Source organism: Roseibium sp., assembly GCF_048260565.1.
GTDB lineage: Bacteria > Pseudomonadota > Alphaproteobacteria > Rhizobiales > Stappiaceae > Roseibium.
Window position 1 is genome coordinate 1 of record NZ_JBLXGP010000007.1, and the last position, 18,443, is coordinate 18,443.

General features: G+C 61.8%; 14 protein-coding genes. 8 read left to right on the top strand and 6 right to left on the bottom strand.

Features of this window, described 5'->3' with window-relative positions; translation table 11 throughout:
• Positions 1-131: 131 nt before the first annotated feature.
• From ACN0SO_RS15740 to ACN0SO_RS15750, 3 genes are read right to left on the bottom strand one after another with little or no spacing between them, the layout of a single operon-like run.
• Positions 132-2,186 (bottom strand): 3-hydroxyacyl-CoA dehydrogenase NAD-binding domain-containing protein, encoded by a 2,055-nt coding sequence (locus tag ACN0SO_RS15740; RefSeq protein WP_417679386.1) that lies wholly within the window; start codon positions 2,184-2,186, stop codon positions 132-134.
• A 20-nt stretch (positions 2,187-2,206) separates the two neighbouring features.
• Positions 2,207-3,370, bottom strand: coding sequence for a thiolase (locus ACN0SO_RS15745; protein ID WP_417679388.1), 1,164 nt, complete (start codon positions 3,368-3,370; stop codon positions 2,207-2,209).
• Complete coding sequence (locus ACN0SO_RS15750) at positions 3,367-3,768, bottom strand: Zn-ribbon domain-containing OB-fold protein (RefSeq protein WP_417679390.1); 402 nt, start codon at positions 3,766-3,768, stop codon at positions 3,367-3,369. The genes ACN0SO_RS15745 and ACN0SO_RS15750 overlap by 4 nt, the downstream gene beginning before the upstream one ends.
• A gap of 224 nt (positions 3,769-3,992) precedes the next feature.
• Between ACN0SO_RS15750 and ACN0SO_RS15755 the strand changes: the two genes are divergently transcribed.
• The 4 genes from ACN0SO_RS15755 (at position 3,993) to ACN0SO_RS15770 (ending at position 9,382) form a co-directional block, all read left to right on the top strand.
• Entirely contained in the window at positions 3,993-4,790 is a 798-nt protein-coding gene (locus ACN0SO_RS15755) for an IclR family transcriptional regulator (protein ID WP_417679392.1), read from the top strand.
• A 129-nt stretch (positions 4,791-4,919) separates the two neighbouring features.
• On the top strand, positions 4,920-7,127 hold the full coding sequence (locus ACN0SO_RS15760; RefSeq protein ID WP_417679394.1) for an acetate--CoA ligase family protein: 2,208 nt from the start codon (positions 4,920-4,922) through the stop codon (positions 7,125-7,127).
• Positions 7,124-8,284 carry an acyl-CoA dehydrogenase family protein gene (locus tag ACN0SO_RS15765; RefSeq protein WP_417679396.1) on the top strand — a complete coding sequence of 387 codons (1,161 nt, stop codon included), beginning with the start codon at positions 7,124-7,126 and terminating at the stop codon, positions 8,282-8,284. Before ACN0SO_RS15760 ends, ACN0SO_RS15765 begins: the two co-directional genes overlap by 4 nt.
• Before the next feature lie 12 nt (positions 8,285-8,296).
• Positions 8,297-9,382, top strand: a complete 1,086-nt coding sequence (locus tag ACN0SO_RS15770; protein ID WP_417679398.1) for an acyl-CoA dehydrogenase family protein — start codon at positions 8,297-8,299, stop codon at positions 9,380-9,382.
• A 62-nt stretch (positions 9,383-9,444) separates the two neighbouring features.
• Here ACN0SO_RS15770 and ACN0SO_RS15775 read toward each other — a convergent pair whose 3' ends face one another.
• Genes ACN0SO_RS15775 through ACN0SO_RS15785 form a run of 3 tightly spaced genes read right to left on the bottom strand, consistent with a single transcriptional unit; the run spans position 9,445 to position 12,160 of the window.
• Positions 9,445-10,206, bottom strand: coding sequence for an SDR family NAD(P)-dependent oxidoreductase (locus ACN0SO_RS15775; protein WP_417679400.1), 762 nt, complete (start codon positions 10,204-10,206; stop codon positions 9,445-9,447).
• Positions 10,203-11,153, bottom strand: a complete 951-nt coding sequence (locus ACN0SO_RS15780) for a 3-hydroxyacyl-CoA dehydrogenase family protein (protein WP_417679402.1) — start codon at positions 11,151-11,153, stop codon at positions 10,203-10,205. The genes ACN0SO_RS15775 and ACN0SO_RS15780 overlap by 4 nt, the downstream gene beginning before the upstream one ends.
• A 26-nt stretch (positions 11,154-11,179) precedes the next feature.
• Entirely contained in the window at positions 11,180-12,160 is a 981-nt protein-coding gene (locus tag ACN0SO_RS15785) for a LacI family DNA-binding transcriptional regulator (protein WP_417679404.1), read from the bottom strand.
• A gap of 236 nt (positions 12,161-12,396) precedes the next feature.
• Between ACN0SO_RS15785 and ACN0SO_RS15790 the strand changes: the two genes are divergently transcribed.
• From ACN0SO_RS15790 to ACN0SO_RS15805, 4 genes are all read left to right on the top strand, one after another.
• On the top strand, positions 12,397-14,094 hold the full coding sequence (locus ACN0SO_RS15790) for a thiamine pyrophosphate-binding protein (RefSeq protein ID WP_417679406.1): 1,698 nt from the start codon (positions 12,397-12,399) through the stop codon (positions 14,092-14,094).
• A 397-nt stretch (positions 14,095-14,491) separates the two neighbouring features.
• Complete coding sequence (locus ACN0SO_RS15795; RefSeq protein WP_417679408.1) at positions 14,492-15,412, top strand: NAD-dependent epimerase/dehydratase family protein; 921 nt, start codon at positions 14,492-14,494, stop codon at positions 15,410-15,412.
• 135 nt (positions 15,413-15,547) lie between these two features.
• On the top strand, positions 15,548-16,357 hold the full coding sequence (locus ACN0SO_RS15800; protein WP_417679410.1) for an IclR family transcriptional regulator: 810 nt from the start codon (positions 15,548-15,550) through the stop codon (positions 16,355-16,357).
• Between the two features lie 317 nt (positions 16,358-16,674).
• Positions 16,675-18,387, top strand: a complete 1,713-nt coding sequence (locus tag ACN0SO_RS15805) for a thiamine pyrophosphate-binding protein (RefSeq protein ID WP_417679412.1) — start codon at positions 16,675-16,677, stop codon at positions 18,385-18,387.
• Positions 18,388-18,443: the final 56 nt, after the last annotated feature.

An 18,443-nucleotide genomic window follows, 5' to 3' on the forward strand; every position in this document is an offset into this window, starting at 1 on the left:
TGAAACGCCGACAATCGCCACAAAACCTAATCCAAAATAACAAACCCGCCGAAATCGACGGGTTTGTCAGCGGTCTGCGGCCGCCCCATGGGGCGGCCGTTTTCGTTTTGAAAGCCGTCTTCAGTGCCGGGTCAGGCGGAAGAGGCGTTCGCCTCTTCCAGCAGCAAGGCAGAGGGTTTCCAGTGCGGGCCGATCTCTTCGTAATAACGGCTCACGTCGGCGGCGACCCTGGCAAGGCCTGTCTCCCGGGCGTAGAACATCGGGCCGCCCCGGGTCCGGGGCCAGCCGTAACCGTTGACGAAGATGACATCAAGGTCGCTGGTGCGCTGGGCGATGCCTTCCTCGACGATCTGATATCCGGTGTTCACGAGTTGCCAGAGGCACCGGTGCAGAATTTCCTCGTCCGATACGGGGCGCCGGGTGATGCCTTTTTCGCGCGAGACGTCCTCGATCAGCTTTTCCACCTCCGGGTCCGGAGATCCGCGGCGGGCGCCTTCCGGGTAGAGGTACCAGCCACGGCCCGTCTTCTGACCATATCTTCCCGCTTCGGCCAAGCGGTCTGCGGTGGTGAAGGGGTAGGGGGTCTGGGGTCCGCGCGCCTGACGGATGCGGTAGCCGACGTCGAGACCGGCAAGATCCATCACCGACAGCGGTCCCATGGCCAGGCCCCAATCGGTGAACACCTTGTCGACCTGCCAGGGCAGTGCGCCTTCCTCGATCAGGATCTGGGCTTCGCGGTTGAAGTTGATGAACATCCGGTTGCCCGCAAAGCCGTCGCAGACACCGACCAGCACAGGGATTTTGCCGATGCGCTGGCCAAGGGCCATCGCGGTGGCAATCACGTCCGTTCCGGTCTCGTCCGCACGCACCACTTCCAGTAGCTTCATGATATGCGCGGGCGAGAAGAAATGCAGGCCGATGACGTCCTGTGGTCGGCCGGTCGCCGCGGCGATCTTGTTGATATCCAGCGTCGATGTGTTGGTGGCGAGGATCGCGCCCGGCTTGCAGACCGAGTCCAGCCTGGCAAACACGTCGCGCTTCACATCCATTGCCTCGAACACCGCCTCGACGACAACATCCGCGCGGGCCACGGCAGCGAGATCAACGGCGCCGGTGACGAGCCGGATCCGCTCTTCGGCGTCTTCCGCCGAAATGCGCCCCCTGTCGCACATCGTCTCATAGGTCTGGCGGATACGGGCCAGGCCCTGGTCGAGCCGTTCCTGTTCCTGTTCGATCACGCAGACGGGAATTCCCGCATTGGCGAAACACATGGCGATGCCGGTTCCCATGGTGCCGGCCCCGATGATGCCTGCGCTTTCCATTGCCCGTAGCGGCGTATTCGCAGGCACATCGTCGATCTTTCGGGCCGACCGCTCGGCAAAGAAAATGTGTCGTTGCGCACGCGCCTCGGATGAGGCGTTGAGCTCCTGGAAAGTCTCGCGCTCCCAGGCGAGCGCCTCGTCGATCGGTTGCGAATAGGACATGCGTATCGCTTCAATGCCTTTCAGCACGGCCAGGGCGCAGCGCGAACGACGCAGATGGGGTTCTGCCGCGTTGTCCAGTTCGTCCGGCGCGCCCGGAACGCTCAGGTCGCGAATGCGGCGGCGGGGCATGCCCGCTTCCACGGCTTTCGTTATCCTGACAAGCGCTTCTTCCTCATCGGCGACGATGGCTTCCGCGATGCCGAGTTCAAGCGCCGTCGAGGCGTCGATGGGCGTGCCCGTCAGGATGATGTCCAGCGCCTTCGGCCCGCCGATCAGGCGCGGTAGTTTCTGCGTTCCGCCGGCGCCTGGAATGTTGCCGAGGTTGATTTCGGGAAAGGCGAGCTTCGCTTTCGGCAGCAGGTAGATGTAATCGCAGCCAAGCGACAGTTCGAAGCCGCCGCCATAAGCAATGCCGTTGATGATGACGACGACCGGCTTGGTGCCTTCTTCAAGCTGGGCGATCAGGTCCGTCAGGTAGGGCTTCTTGCGGCCGGTATCGAATTCCGTGATATCGGCCCCGGCAGAAAAGAACCTGCCATTGCCGGTAAGCACCGTAGCCTTGATCTCCGGATCCGCCTCGAAGGTGCGATGCGCCTCGGAAATGGCGCCGCGCAACGCAAATCCAAGCGCATTCACAGGCGGGCGTTGCATTCGGATGATCCCGAGCGGACCACGGGTTTCCGTATCGATGAGTTGTTCCATGATGTCTCGTGTTCCTGCGGTCAAAGCGTGGTCTCGGCGCCGAGGATGGCCGTTGCCTGATGCGACAGCGTGATGCCGTTGCCATGACAAAGCACGGTTTCGACATTGTCGACCTGACGGTCGCCGGCCTCGCCACGCAATTGACGGGTGGCCTCGATCAGGGTGAAGACGCCGTACATTCCCGGATGGCAGAAGGACAACCCGCCGCCATTGGTGTTGACCGGCAACGCGCCGCCGGGCGCGATACGTCCGCCGGAGACGAAGGCACCGCCTTCCCCTTTCGGGCAGAAGCCGAGATCTTCCAGAAACAGGATCACGTTGATGGTGAAGGCGTCGTAGAGCTGCAGGATGTCCATGTCCGACGGTTTCATGCCGGCCATGGCATAGGCTCGCGCGCCGGAATCCTTCGCAGCCGTGCTGGTAAGGTCCGGCATTTCGGATACCGCGCGGTTATAGGAGGCCGTGCCGCCGCCGAGGAAATAGGCGGGCGTTTTCCTGAGATCGCGCGCCCGGTCGGCGCGGGTCATCACGACGGCACCCGCGCCATCGGTCAGGAGACAGCAGTCCCGGACGGTCAAAGGGTCCATGACCATACGCGCACCCAGAACGTCCTCGATGGACAGAGGCCCGCGTTCGAAAGCCTCCGGGTTTTTCTGCGCCCACAGACGTGCGGAGACGGCCACTTCGGCCAGCTGTTCGCGCGTGGTGCCGAATTGCGACATGTGCCTTGCGGCGGACATGGCGTAGGCTGTCATCGGATAGCGCGGCTTGTGGGGGACTTCGTAGGTCGGCTGTTCGGTCGCCGGGACCATCCGGCCCGCACCCGAACGCATGGTGGCGCCGTAGCAGATCAGGGCCACGTCGCAGAGCCCGGCCTGAAGCGCGAGGGTCGCGGCCATCGCATGGGCCACGAAGCTGGAACCCCCGGTATTGGTGCCATCGATCCAGCGCGGCCGAAGACCCAGATATTCGATGGTCGAGATCACCGGGAAGGTATGGCTCATGTTGGCGCAGAAGATGCCGTCCACGTCGGACAGCTTCAGGCCCGCGTCGTCCAGTGCCTCACGTACCGCGAGCGCCTGAATATCCATGGCGTTGAAGCCCGGGGCTTCGCCGAGACCGGCCGTGCCGACACCGACAATTGCCGCGCCTCCGCGCAGGGAAGCTCCGTTTGGAGTACTCATCGGGCGTCCTCCTCGGGATCGAAAACAACGGCGCGGGCTCCGTCCTCACCCTCGATCCGGGCGCGGACACGCATGCCGATGCGGATCTCTTCGGGTGCCGTACCCGGCATGTGGCTCATCAATCTCGGGCCTTCGTCGAGGTCTACGAGGATGATGGCGTGGTTCTGCTTTTCCGGTTCGCCGGGTTTTGAGCGTTTATGCAGCACCGTCAGCGTGTGGATGGTGCCGCGTCCCGATGCCGGTCGCCACTGAAGCGAAAGCGAGGAACAATGCGGGCAGAGAATGCGCGGCATGAACACCGCCTCACCGCAGTCGTCGCAGTATTGAAGCCAGAGACGTCCGTCGGCGACGTGCTCCTGAAAAGCCTGGTCGGGCCCGGCTTGGGGTAAGCTGGCCATGTTTCCTCCCTTTTGTATGCCGCCCTGTTATGGCGGCCGTAGCGTTTCGTCTTTTCTGAATTTCGGTATTGAATCGTCCGCAATGCGAAATCATGTTCCAATATAAGCTAACATCAGGAATTCCTGCTGGCAACCGGAGCCTGAGCGGTCCATAAGCCCCGTCTGCTTGTGTGGCGGCGGTATGTTTTCTATCAAGAACCGCAATGCGCGATGGAGGGTGCGGAATGAGCGACGGCGAAAAAGAAGGCAAGGCAGACCGCCAGTTCATCGCATCCCTTGAACGCGGGCTGCGGGTCATGTCCGCCTTCGGGCCGGATGACCGGGCGCTCAGCAACCAGGATCTGGCGGACCGCACCGGTCTGCCGAGGCCGACCGTTTCTCGCTTCACCCACACGCTGCGCCGGCTCAATTATCTTGCCTATCACCCGGATACCGGGCGCTACAGCCTGACGCCAAGGGTGATGGAGATGGGGCGTGCGGCTTTCGTGGCGACCGAAATCCGCGATATCGCCTGCCCGATTATGGAAACCCTGGCCGAATTGGGGCCTTTTTCCGTGGCGCTCGGCGTCCCGAGCGGGCTCAATATCCGTTATCTGGAGCTCCGCCGACGGCCGGAGGCCATCGTTCTCAACCTGGATGCCGGCGCACTTGTGCCGATTCTGCAGACGGCGATAGGACGGGCTTATCTTGCCAGTCTCGCCTCGGTGAGGCGGCAGGAGCTGCTGGTGCGACTCAGGCAAGACGATCCCGACCTTTACGCTGCGCAGGAAGAGGACGTGAAGGCCGAAATTGCCGCTTATGACAAGCAGGGTTTCGTTTGTTCGTTCGGCAGCTGGTGGCCCGAGTTGAACGCGGTGGCAACGGTCATTCGCATTGTCGACGACGGCGATCCGCTGCTTTTGTCGATTTCCGGCCTGTCTTCGGCGCTGACGGTTGAGCGCCTCAAGGGGGAATATGCGGCTGCCCTTCTGAATTCGGCGCAGGTGATCCAGAGCCGCATGCGCAGAGCCTTTCATCGATAAGCGGAGCTGTTGAGTTTCTCCAGAAAAAAATTTACAATTTCGCAATGCGGACAAATGTTTTAAAAAATGTTGACCTGATCGCTGTGCTGACGGATAAAGGCGGCAACGACAGGCCGGGAGGAAATTTGAATGGCTGGGAATACTCAGGGCGTGACTGGGGGAGCGGCGCGCCCTTCCGACGAGACGAATGACCAAAGCGATCTTTTCGACCGCCTGACAGGCCTCATGGCACCGCGCAGTGTTGCAGTCATCGGTGCCAGCGCAAATGCGCAAGGCTGGAGTGGCGGTGCGATACCGGTTTTGCGGCGCCTCGGTTACAGCGGCAAGATCTTTCCGGTGAACCCGAAATACGAAGAGCTGAACGGGATGCGCTGCTATCCGTCGGTCTCGGCGATTCCCGAACCGGTCGACGCCGCCCTGATGTTCGTGCCCCAGCGTGCCTTGCCGGGTATTCTGGAGGAATGCGGCCGGAAGGGCGTTCGCGGTGCCGTTATTCTGGCGTCCGGGTTTTCCGAAACCGGCGAAGAAGGAAAACAGCTGGAGGACACGCTGCGCGAGATCGCCAATCGCAACAAGATCGCGATCTGCGGGCCGAATTGTCTCGGGCTCGCCAATCTGGACAGCGGCTTCATGGGGCTGACGGCCGCGACATTTCCCGAAGACATGTCCGCCGGTCACACGGCCCTGATTTCCCAGAGCGGACAGCTGTTGATGGTCATGCTGTCCCGGGCGCACGATCAGGGCGTTCACATGCGCTATCTGGTTTCGGCCGGCAATGAGCTGAACGTCGAGGCTGCCGATTACGCCAGATGGGCACTTGAGGATCCCGAAATAAAGTCGGTTTGTATGGCCCTTGAAGGCCTGCGCAGTCCGGATCGTTTTCTGGATCTCGCCAAACGGGCACAGGAAGTGGAAAAGCCCCTGGTCGTTCTGAAGCTCGGCCGCAGCCAGAGGGCGGCGCGCACCGCGCTTGCCCATACCGGAAAGATGGCGGGCGCTTTCCGGACCTACGAGGCCGTTTTCCGCCAGAACAACGTCATTTCGGTCGATGATCCGCTGGAACTTGCGGACGTTGCCGCGCTGTTCGAAAAATGTCCGGCGCCGCGTGGAGAACGTATCTCCGTGGTCACGTTTTCCGGCGGCTGGAGCGGCGTCATGGCCGACCAGTCGGAGGCTCTTGGTCTGCCGATGGCGGATTTCACCGAGGAGACCGTGGAGAAGCTGAAGCCGCTGCTCGACTTCACCCCGCCCGTCAATCCGCTCGACCTGTCCGGCAATGTCAACAATCACCCCGAACGCTGGGGGGCGAGCATCGAGGCTGTGCTGGCGGACGAAAACACCGACATCGTGGTCGTCTTCATCCATCAGGTCCGCGAAGCCTGGCGCGGCCGGCTGATCGGGCCGGTGCTGGAACTGGCCAAAACCGCCGACAAGCCGATCGTGATCGCCTACGACGGCGGCAAGATCGTTGAGGCCGGCTGGGATTTCCTGGCAGCCGACAAGTCGCTGCCGATTTATCGCGGCAGCCAGCAAATGCTGAAGGCGTTGAGGCGCTTTGTGGAATACCACAGGCGAAAAGCCGGAGCGCAGGGCGGCAATGACGGGAACCTTCCGGATATCGAAGGGGCTGCGAAACAGACGGTCGAGCGGGTGCTCTCGGAATCCGGACGCAGCCTGTCCGAGTATGCGGCCAAGGAAGCCCTGAAGTCCTACGGCCTGCCGATGGTCGGCGAAACACTGGTGCGAACCGAAGCCGACGCTCTGGCGGCGGCTCGGCAAATCGGTTTCCCGATCGTCATGAAGGGACTGGCCGATGGCATGGAGCACAAGACCGAAGCGGGTCTGGTGCATCTCAATCTTGCCGATGCCGACGCAGTCAGGGCCGCCTTCGCCGATCTGAGCGCGAAAATCGACGGCTGCAAACTCGGCGATGCGCCGGCAGCCTGTCTGGTTCAGAAAATGGTCAAAGGAGGGGTCGAGGCGATCCTCGGCATGCAGAACGACCCCGATTTCGGGCCGATGATCCTCCTGGGCGTCGGTGGCATCATGACCGAACTCATGAATGACGTGGCCCTCCGCCGGGCGCCGCTCAGCCGGGCCGATGTCGCCAAGATGATCGACGAAACCCGCCTGAGCCTGCTTCTGAAAGGGTATCGCGGCGCCGAGCCGGCCGACCGGGCCGCGCTGGAAGAGGCCGTGTTGCGGCTGTCGGCCTTCGCGGTCGCCCATGCCGACAGCATCGAAAGCATCGATATCAACCCGTTGCTCGTCCTGCCTGAAGGCGAGGGCTGTATTGCCGTCGATGCGCTGATCATCAAGCCGGAGAGCCAGGAATGACCGACCTTCTGAACAGTCCCGAGGATCAGGTTTTTCGTCAGGAAATCCGCGATTACGTTGCCGCCGAACTGCATCCGGAAACCCGGGCGAAGGTTTCGCGCGGTGCACCGCTGACCCGTGAGGACTTTTCTCGCTGGCACAAGAGCCTCCACGCCAGGGGCTGGGTCGCACCGGGCTGGCCGAGGGAACATGGCGGGCCGGGCTGGACCGCGCGCGAGCGCATTATCGCGGATGAAGAGATGTTCCGCCTGCACACGCCACCCCTGCCGGGGTTCGGGCTGAAGATGATCGGGCCGATCCTGATCCAGTTCGGTTCGCCCGAACAACAGCAGCGCTTCCTGCCGGGCATCCTGTCGGGCGAAGACTGGTGGTGCCAGGGCTTTTCGGAGCCGGGTGCCGGCTCCGACCTCGCATCCCTCAAGACAAAGGCGGTGCGTACGGAAGGCGGGTGGCTCGTGTCCGGGTCGAAGACCTGGACCACCTATGCCCAATACGCCAACTGGATCTTCTGTCTTGTTCGTACCGATCCGGAAGTGAAGAAGCAGGAGGGCATCTCCATGATGCTGATCGACATGTCCCTGCCCGGCGTCTCCCGGCGTCCGATCAGCCTGATGGACGGAACCGAGGAAGTGAACGAGATCTTTCTCGACCAGGTCTTCGTGCCGGACGATCTCGTGGTCGGCGAGATCAATAAGGGCTGGACCTACGCCAAGGCCCTGCTGGAGCATGAGCGCTTCGGCATCGGCGGGATCGGCCGTTCGAAGCAACTCCTGCAAAGGGTGCGCGAGGCCGCGAAGGTTGTCGGTCGTGCGGAGGAACCCGAGATTGCCAATACGCTCGATGCCCTGGAAATCGACATCATGGCGATCGAGGCCACGACGCTGCGCCTGCTCGCGGCGGTCGAGGCGGGCGTGAAGATCGGGGCGGAAACGTCCCTTCTGAAAATAAGGGGGACGGAAATCCAGCAGGCCCTGACCGAGGTGATGCTGGATATTGCCGGTCCTGGCGCCTTGCCGGCTCGCAACAGCGCAGGAGCGCAGGAGCCATTTGAGAACGCCACCTATCAGTTCCTGAACTGGCGCAAGCTGTCGATCTACGGCGGTAGCAACGAAATTCAGCGCAGCATCCTGGCGACCCAGGTCCTGGGCCTCAAATAAGCGGAACACGTGATGATAGATTTCAGGCTTCCGGATGAGGAAACGCTGCTTTTGAAAGAAACGGCGGAGCGGTTCGTAGCGGATCATTACGGGTTGGCGCAACGTCATAAAATGCTGGACGCTTCGGCCAGCCAGACACCTGCCCACTGGGGTGAAATGGCCGAACTTGGCTGGCTCGCGGCTCCCGTAAGCGAGGATGCCGGCGGACTGGGCCTGACGCCGAAGCAGGTGGTGCCATTCCTCAGCGTTCTCGGTGCGGGCCTGGTGCTGGAGCCGATCGGTCCCGTCGCCATGCACTGCGCGCCGACACTTGCCAAAGCCCTGCCGTCCGACAGGGCTGAAGCCGCTTTGGCGCCGATCCTGTCCGGTGAAAGAATCGAGGTGATCGCCGCCGGTCCGGTCGGGGCGCCGATCCGGGCCACGCGTAAAGGCGATGACCTGATCCTGGCCGGGTCTGTGCCGTTGCTGATCGGCGGTGCGCAGGCTGCAGCCTTCTGGGTCGTGGCGGATTTGGAGAGCACGGCGCTTCTCGTAAGAGTTCCGGCCGCCGACGCCGTCGTCGAGGCGTTTCATGTGATTGACGGGCAATCGGCCGCGAAGGTTTCCTTCGACGGCGTCGGCTGCGCGGCATCCGAAGCCGTTGCCGGATGCGAAGAGGCCCTTGCCTGCGGCAACGATCTGGCGATGGTCGGCAAGCTCGCGGAGCTATCGGGTTTGATCGACCGGCTTTACCGCGAAACGCTCGAATACATGAAACTGCGCGAACAGTTCGGTCGTCCGATCGGACGCTTCCAGGTCATCCAGCACCGTATGGCGGACATGTTCATCAAGCGCGAGGAAGCGCAGTCGATGGCGGAAATGGCTGCAGAGGCAATAGCAAGCGAAGATCCGGCTTTCCGTTCGAAGCTGATTTCCGCGGCGCGAGTCAAAATCTACGATAATGCCCGTGCGGTCCTGCGCGATGCGGTTCAACTTCATGGTGGCATGGGGGTCACCGACGAACTGCCGGTCGGCCATATGGTCAAACGGCTGCTGCTGCTCACCCAGCTCGATGGCGGCCGGATGGCCGGTCTTAAGGGTTTCCGCGCCGCGGCCTGACAGGATTAAAGAGCTCTTCCCAGAGAGACCTGACTTGCCGGGGCATTTTGCCCCGGCTTTTTTTAAAGCGTCATGCCGCCGTCGACGACGAGCACGTGGCCGGTCACCATGCTCGCTCCGGCGCAGAGATAAAGCACTGCCTCTGCGATATCCTCCGGCGAGGAACGACGCTTCAGAACAGCCTGGTCGCGCGCCCACTGCTTGCGTTCCTCCGGCCAGTTTTCGGTCCATGGCGTCTTGGTCTGGCCGGGGGCGACCGCATTGACCCGGACTTCGGGCGCAAGCCCGCGCGCGAGACTGCGGGTCAGGCTGACCAGGCCGGACTTGCTGGCGGCGTAGGCGATCGAACTGCCTTGCTGACCGATGCCCGCGATCGAGGTCATGTTGACGATCGCGCCCCGGCTTTCCTTCAAGGCGCCGGCCGCCGCGTGGGCGCATCTGAACGGGCCGATCAGATTGGTGGCCAGGAGAAGCTGCCAGAATTCCTCGGTCATCTTGTCGAGTTCGGAAGGCGGGATCTTGTCCTGCGTTCCGGATGTGCCGGCATTGTTGATCAGGTAGTCGAGCCCGCCCATTTCTTGAACGGCAGCCTGGACCATGGCCTCCGCATTGCCCGGGATGGAGACGTTTCCGGGTGCGGAGATCACCTTGAGCCCCTTTTCGGAAAGTTCCGCCACCTTCGCAGGGCCTGCCGGATCGTCCTCCAGATGATTGATGGCAACCGTTGCCCCCATCTCCGCCAACGTCATTGCGCAGGCAAGTCCGATGCCCGAGGCCCCGCCCGTCACCAGAGCGCGTTTTCCCGTCAGATCAGCACGGATCATTGTTCCTCCCCCGTGGATTTTTGAAGTTGTGTCTTGAGCTGCAGAAGACGCAGGTCGCGTTCGTGAAACAGGTCTTCGGCAGCCGTGCCGCCGTAGTCATAGAAACCGGCGCCGGAACGGACACCGCTGCGTCCGGCCTCGATCAGACGGTCGAGGACCGGGGTTTCTCCGGTATTGACCGGAGGCTGATAAGTGCGTCCGGCTATGCCGTTGCGCACCATTTCCAGCCCCGTGTAATCCATCTTGCGCATGTGTCCGAGTACGGCGAGCCGTTCGACCAGTCCGTGGCGAATAGAGAAATCGATGTCTTCCGCCGAAACGCCGAACTCCCCGATCATGCGCAGGCATTCGAGATTGAGTGCCGCCTGCAGCCGGTTCGCGATGTAGCCGGGTACGAGATGCGTGAACACCAGCGGAGCCTTGCCGAAACCTTCGTAAAGTTCCTTCAGGGCCGGCATGACCTCGGGATTCGTCCGGGGGCCGGGAGCAAGGTCCACAAGATCAACGATGTAGGGCGGGGTATACCAATGCGCCACTGCGGCACGTGGTTGCCGCGCCTGCGGGATCAGCGGGAAAATGTCGAGATAGGACGTGTTGCTCGCAAGGATCGCCCTTGAAGGCGCATGCGCGTCGATTTCGGCGTAAACAATCCGTTTTATCTCCGCTTTTTCGACAACGGCTTCGACGATCAGATCTGCGTCTCTGACGGCTTCCGCCAGTGATCCGGCAGTTGTGATCCTGTCGTGCGCGGCTTGTTCTTGTGCCGCCGTGATTGTCTGTGCCTCGCGAAGCGTGGCGCAGGCGGCCCTGATCATGCCGGTTGCGGCTTTCAGGACGTCCGCGTTGCTGTCGTACAGGCACACGCGGCAGCCGCCGAGCGCGTGAACGAGCGCCAGTGCGTGGCCCATCGTTCCCGCGCCGATCACGGCTATGCGCTCAAGCTCCATTGGCTTCCTCCCGAAGTCGTTTTTCCTCAGACCGTTTCCCTGAGGATGAGTTTCACCCCGAGATCAAGATTGACGCCCGGGGTGTCCGGCCGGTCCAGTCTCTCCAGCACATGGCGGACGACGGCCTCGCCGATCTCGTTATGCGGCGGACGAATGGTGGTCAGCCGGGGGTTCGTATGGCGCGCAATATCGAGATCGCCATATCCCAGGATCTTGAGGTCATCCGGGATGGAAAGCCCTGTCCGGTCAGCTTCGAACATGGCGCCGACGGCCAGCATGTCCCCGGAAAAGGCGATGGCCGTGGTGTCCGGCTGCTGCGCCAGAACCCGTTTGAGGGCGGCCCCGCCTTCGCCCAGTTCTCGGCTGTTGACGGTGACGATCAGCGGTTCGGTTCCGGTGAGGCGCTGGAATGTGCCGGAAAAGCCTTCTGCTCTTGCGCGGGCACGATCGTCCTTGTCCAGAATCGCGCCGACAAAGGCTGCCCTGGTCAGGCCCCGCTCGGCGAAAAATCGTGCGGCCAGTTCGCCCGCGCCATGATTGGAGAAGCCGATGCCCGAATCCAGAGGCCGTTCGCCGTAATCCCACATTTCTACAACCGGACAGGCGGCCGAGGAGAGCGTGTTCAGAGTGCCCCGCGCATGGGTGCGTCCGGTAACGACCAGTGCAGAGGGGTTCCAGCTGGCGAAGGCGACGACGATCCGTTCTTCCCGTTCCGTGTCGTATCCGTGCTGACCGATCATCAGCTGATAGCCTCTCGCCTCGAACAGGGTGGTCATTTGTTCCAGCGTGCTTGCGAAGAAGGAGTTCGTCAGGCTGGGCACGATCACGCCGATCAGGGGCGTGCGGGCACCCGCAAGACTGCCGGCAATCCTGTTGGGCGCATAGCCGAGCCGTTGCGCGACCTCTTCGATACGGGCGCGCAATTTCTGCGAGACCGCGTCGGGCGTCCGCAGCGCGCGCGAGACGGTGGCGACCGAAACGCCGGCGACTTTTGCGACCTCTTCCATCCGGACCTTCCGGGGAGGGGATTGTGTCTTTTCCTGCTGGCCCACGCGCGAACGGTCTTCCTGCTGCCGAGAATATGGCGGCGACTATAGGAGCGGGAAAAGATCGCTGCAAGCGATTTCATAATTTAATATGAAACTGATTTCCAATTTTTATATTTTTGTTGAAATCAGCCAGAATTTTTGCAATTAGAAAAAATGAAAGCGCTTACAAAACTATTCAATCGGGGAGGTCTGCCTTGTCAACGAACCGCTGTGCGCCGAAAAACGGTGCGCGATATATCGCCGAGTCCTTCAAGAAGCTGGGTGTCAGTCATGTCTTCTTCATGGACGCGATCCTTCGGCCGACGCTTGTCGAGATGGAAGAGCTCGGTATCAATCGCATCCTTGCCCATTCGGAGAAGTCCGCGGCCTACATGGCGGACGGCTATGCACGGGTCAGCGGACGCGTAGGCGTCTGCATGGCGCAGTCGGTCGGAGCGGCCAATCTCGCAGCGGGACTGCAGGATGCCTATCTGCACCGCGCGCCGGTCGTGGCTCTGACCGGCCGCAAGGAACCGATGCTGCGTTACCGCAACGCCTATCAGGAAGTGCCGCATACGCCGCTTTATGCTTCGGTGACCAAAGCCTCCATGGATGTGGCGGAGGCGCGTGAACTGCCTCACCTTCTGGCTCAGGCCTTCCGTCAGGCTTCCGATGGTTCGCCCCGTCCGGTTCATCTCGACCTGAACGGCCTGGGAGGCGAGGTTATCGAGAAGGGGGAAGTGACGAACCCCGTGATTCCTCCGGCCGCGCTTGGCCGTTTGCCGGAGGACCGCCCCCTGGCGGCGCCGCGCGCGATTGCAGAGGCCTCCCACCGGCTGATGCAATCCGCGCGTCCGGTGCTGGTTGTCGGCGCGGGCGCCATCCAGGCCGAAGCCTACGCGGAAGTGCTGGCCTTCGCCGAGCACCTGAACATTCCCATTGCAACCTCTCTCGGCGGGCGGGGGATCATTCCAACCACGCATCCTAAGCATATCGGCACGGTCGGCACCTATTCGGCGCCTCCTGGCAACCGGCTGGTCTACGAGGCGGATCTGGTGATCTTCGTCGGTTGTCATGCAGGCGACCAGCCGACCAATAATTACAAGGTTCCCGCTCAGGGCACGCCGATTATCCAGATCGATCTCGACGGCCAGGAAATCGGCCGGAATTATCCGAATGTCTCAAAGGTCTGGGGATGTCCGAAGCAGGCTCTGGCGGACCTTGCCGAGATGACCACCGCCCGTCCGGAATGGGCGGAGTGGGCGAATAACGTGGCCGAAGTTGTCGGTTCTTGGCGGGCGAATATGGAGCCGTTGAGTGAGTCCGATGCCGCGCCGATCCGTGTCGAAAGGCTGTGCCGGGAGATCTCCCGGGCGCTTCCTGAAAACGGCGTCCTGGTCGCCGACACGGGCTATTCGGGTATCTGGACGGCAACGATGCTCGACCTCCCGCATCCGGGCCAATGCTACCTGCGTGCGGCAGGCTCTCTCGGCTGGGCCTTCCCGGCAGCGCTCGGTGCCCAGTGCGGTGCGCCGGATCGCCCGGTGGTCTGCTTTTCCGGGGATGGCGCCTTCTACTATCACCTGACCGAGCTGGAGACACAGAAGCGCTGGAACATCCCGGTCGTGACCGTGATCAACAACAATTCCGGTTTCGGCCAGGGTACGCCGAAGGTGGCCTCCTTCTACGAAGGCCGCGAAGGCGGCAATCCGGCCGAAATCAACCGCTTCGGCCCGACGGATTTCGCGGCCGTGGCGCGTGACTTCGGTGTCGAGGGCATCCGCGTGGAAGATCCTGCCGAACTCGGTCCGGTGTTGCAAAACGCCATCGCCGCGCGCAAGCCGGTACTGATCGATGTTGTCACGGATATTCATCCGCGCGCGCCCGAAGCCTGGGAGCCGCCGGCGGTCTGATCCGGATTTTCAGACCCGTTTCCGCGGTCGCCTGAAGTAAGCGTTCGCATTCGGGCGCCAGGCCGGTTGATCCGGCCTGGCGCCCGTTTCTTTTCAATCTTTCATTGTTTGCCTGACCCCGCGTTTTTAACCGGTTATCTGTCGTTTCTTTTCTCCGCTCATCCCTGGAAAAACGGCGGACTCCACTCAAGGGCAACCTGTTTGCGCTCGGCCCATACGGTTCCGGGTGGTGATTTCGATATCGCTTGCAATCATTTTTGAAATAGTGTTTTAAAAATAACGCTTCGCCTTGGCGGAGGGCCGCTGAACGGTCTGCGCGGGGCAAGGAAAAGGGCTTTCGGTTGATGAAGATCGGCGGAAGGGGGCCGCGAAACCTGAGTGGGATGTGAGGTAGGGAATGAGCCGTTCGGCTGAAAAGATCTTCATAACAGGCGCAACGGGGTTTCTCGGTTCCTGGATCATTTCGAGGTTGGTCGACCGGGGCATCCAGGTGGTTGCAACCGACATCAGCGACGATCATCGCCGGCTGGAGCTTTTGAAGTCGGATCTGCCCAGGGAGCTCATTGATTTCCGCATCTGCGATGTCACGGACGTCGAAACACTGAATGCCCAGATTGCGGAAACGCGCCCGACCGGCATCATTCATCTTGCGGCCCTGCAGATCCCGCAGTGCCGGGCCAATCCGGCGCTCGGCGCAGCTATCAACATCGGTGGCCACATCAATATTTTCGAGGCGGCGCGCAAGCACGGCATCGATCGGATCATCTACACAAGTTCGATCGCGGCCAAGCCGCGCGGGCAGGCGAACGCGCCTTCGAATTTCTACGGCGTTTTCAAGAAGACCGACGAGGAAATCGCGCGGATCTATTGGGAGGACTACAAGCTCCCCAGTCTGGGCCTCCGACCCTATGTCGTTTTCGGTGTCGGCCGGGATGATGGAGAGACCTCGGCCATAACCCGTGCCATAGAGGCAGCGGCTCTGGGCAAGCCCTACGAGATTCCCTTCACCACGCGCAGTTGTTTCCAGTATGCAGCCGATGTCGCGGATATCTTCGTGCGGGCCGCCATGTCGACCTGGGACGGGGCGTTGCTGTCGGACGTCACCGACACCGTCCATTCCACCGACGATGTCCTTGCGGCGATTCGGCAGGTTGTCCCCGAAGCCTCCATCAGTTGTGCGGATACCGTTCGCGTTTCGCCCAGCGATGGCTTCGACACCAGCGCGCTCAAGAAGGTGGTTGGAGATTTTCAGGAGCTGCCGCTTGCGGAGGGAATCCGGGAAACGGTCAGCCTGTATCGCGAGATTGCAGCGCGGTGAATTCAGTCCGATTTCGCCGGATTTGTCTGCGCCAGTACATGATTGCCGCATGCAGGATTGGATTGTCGTTCGATTTCCGATAAATGCCAGTTTGTGCGATCATCAATCTACAACTATCGCAGGACGGGCATCGAATTGGTCAAACGTAAAGCGGCACCGCCGGAAGACAGCGGGCAGAAGGACTACAGGGTCAATTCGGGTCTCGCACGAGGCTTGGCTGTACTCAAGGCTTTCGGACCCGACAACCGACCCGTTGGCAACACGGAAATCGCATCGCGCGTGAAGCTGCCCAAACCCACCGTGTCGCGGTTGACCTTCACGCTGACCGAGCTTGGTTATCTCAACTACGATGAAGGCACCGGCCGATATTCGCTCGGGCCCGAGGTGCTAACGCTCGGGTATGACGTCCTGGCTCAGATGGAGATCCGGGACATTGCCCGTCCCTATATGCAGGAACTCGCCGAATACGCCGATGCCAGTGTATATCTCGGCACTCCGAGCGGCATCGAGATTATTTATATCGAAGCCTGCCGGACGCCGGCATCCATGGCGATCCGGCTGGGTGTCGGCTCTCGGATCCCGATGATCAGCACCGGCATGGGCCGTGCCTTTCTTGCAGCGCTTCCGGAGGCTGAGCGCGAACAGCGCATAGCTCAGATCCGCCAGGGCTACAGCGAGACGGAATGGCCGGCGGTCGAAGAATCAGCCCGTAAGGCTATTGCCTTTGCCTCGGAAAACGGCTTTGCGCTCAGCGGTGGCGACTGGATCGCCGAGGCGAATTCCGCAGGGGCTGCCGTGCGGCGTGCAGACGGCTACCCCGTCTATGCGGTCAACGTCGGCGGGCTGCGCTCGATCATCACGACGGACCGGCTCATGAACGACCTCGCCCCCCGCCTTCTGGGTGTCACCCGCAAGATCGAAATGGTCGCCCGGGGCATGCTCTAAGGTACGGACCCGCAAGGGCGTTTCCTCGCAATTCAATTTAGATCCGCATCGATTGCGTGCAGCAATGCGCATTGCTGCGCCAGGCGTTGCCTTGTGTTGTTTGTTGCCCGTTCGCCTGGCCGGCGATCTGGCGCAGGGCATCCTCTTACATCATGATTTTCCACGTATGGAAGGCATTTTCCTCCGCCTTCTCGGATGAATTGCGTTCTCTTAAAAAATGCGTATTGCAAAATATAATTGCGCATAGCAGAATTAATTATAGAAACGACAATCATTGCGCGGGCACCCGCTGGCCTGTGGATTTGGAGGAAACTGGAATGAGAACGAATGAAGGCGTGATCTCGACATTCATCGAGGCAGGCATCACGCGCGGCTTTACGCTGCCAGGTCTTGGTATCACCTGGTCGCTGCCGGCCTTTCACGACCGCAAGTCCGAATTTGATCTCGTTCTGGCGCGCACAGAACAGTCGGCTTCGGTCATGGCGCAGGTGGCCGGCAAGCTGACGGGCAGGCCCGGCCTGCTCATGGCGCAGGGGCCGTTTGCGACCACGACCGGCGCCTTCGGCATTCTGGAAGCCTATTTTTCCTCCTCTCCCATGGTCATCATGACCGACACCTCCTGCTATGACGGTTTTGCCCAGCAGGGCGTCTACCAGACGATGACGGGAGATTATGGGGCGGGCGACGCATTCGGCGTCCTCAAGACCATGACCAAATACGCGACCTATGCGACGACGCCGGCCGAAGCGATCTACGGCACCCAAATGGCCATCAAACATGCCATGACCCCGCGCCAGGGACCGGCCGCCATGATCATGCGCACCAACATCATCAAGCAGGAAGTACCGGACGACCTGCGCGCCAGGCTTTATCCGACCGAAGGCTACCTGCGTTACACGCCGATGGTTCCGGACCGGGCGGCTCTGGAAAAAATCGCGGCGACGCTGGCAGCGGCCAAGGCTCCGGTGATTATTGCGGGCAACGGCATTTATATGAGCCGGTCGGGCGTGGCGCTCCAGGAGTACGCGAGCCGTGACGGGATCGCGGTGGCCTCCAGCTATCACGGCAAGGGGACGATCGACGAAACGTCGGATATTGCCGTCGGCATGATGGGGACCTGGGCTTCGGCCGCCGCCAATCGCATGGTCCAGGCCGCGGATGTGGTTCTCGTTCTCGGCTGCAGCCTCGGGGCGGAATACACGCGCTTCCGGGACGAGAAGATGCTCCGTCCGGGCGATCAGACCATCATCCAGGTGGACATCGATCCGCTTCATGCGGGTTGGGTTCTGCCTGTGGATCAGGCGGTCACTGCCGATGTCTCCGACGTGCTCGACTTTCTGCTGACCAAGCCCGCGCAGGACGCGATTACCGTCAACCGGCGCAAGGACAGGATCGCCCAGATCAAGGCGGACAATGACTACGGTGTCCTGCCGGAATACAAGACGCGTCCCGGTACGGTGCATTATGCGGATATTATGCGGGCGCTCGGCGACTTCCTCACAAAGGACGACCTCCTCACGCTCGATGCCGGTACCAACCGGATCTGGGCGACATCCCGTCTGCCGCTTCGCCATCCGCATCAGCTGGTCGCGCCCGGCGGCATCGGCGGCATGGGTTGGAGCACGCCGGCAGCGACCGGCGCCAAAGTGGTCTGCCCGGAAAAGCGGGTGACCGGCATGATCGGCGACGGCGGTTTCGTCATGACGATGGATGCGATCGCAACGGCCGCGGAACGCGGTCTCGACGTGGTCTACGTGGTTGCCAACAATGCCGGCCTCGGCATGGTGCGGGATAATCTCGGAAATCAGGCCATTGGCGTCGACTTCGCCGATCACGATTTCACCAAGGTGGCCGAAGGTCTCGGCGGGTCGGGTGTCACGGTCACCGAGGCCGACCAGATCGGGGATGCCTTGCGCGAGGCCCACAGCCGGGGTGGACCGGTCGTGATCGATGTGAAGGTCGATCCGGCGGCCAGCCACCGAGACTGTTCGGACTACGCCGAGCTTCCGGATCCCGGCGGGCGGACTTGACGGTCCGCCGTCCCCGCGGAAGGGGCCGATTGCGGGTGACAGAGGCAGGCTGCTGC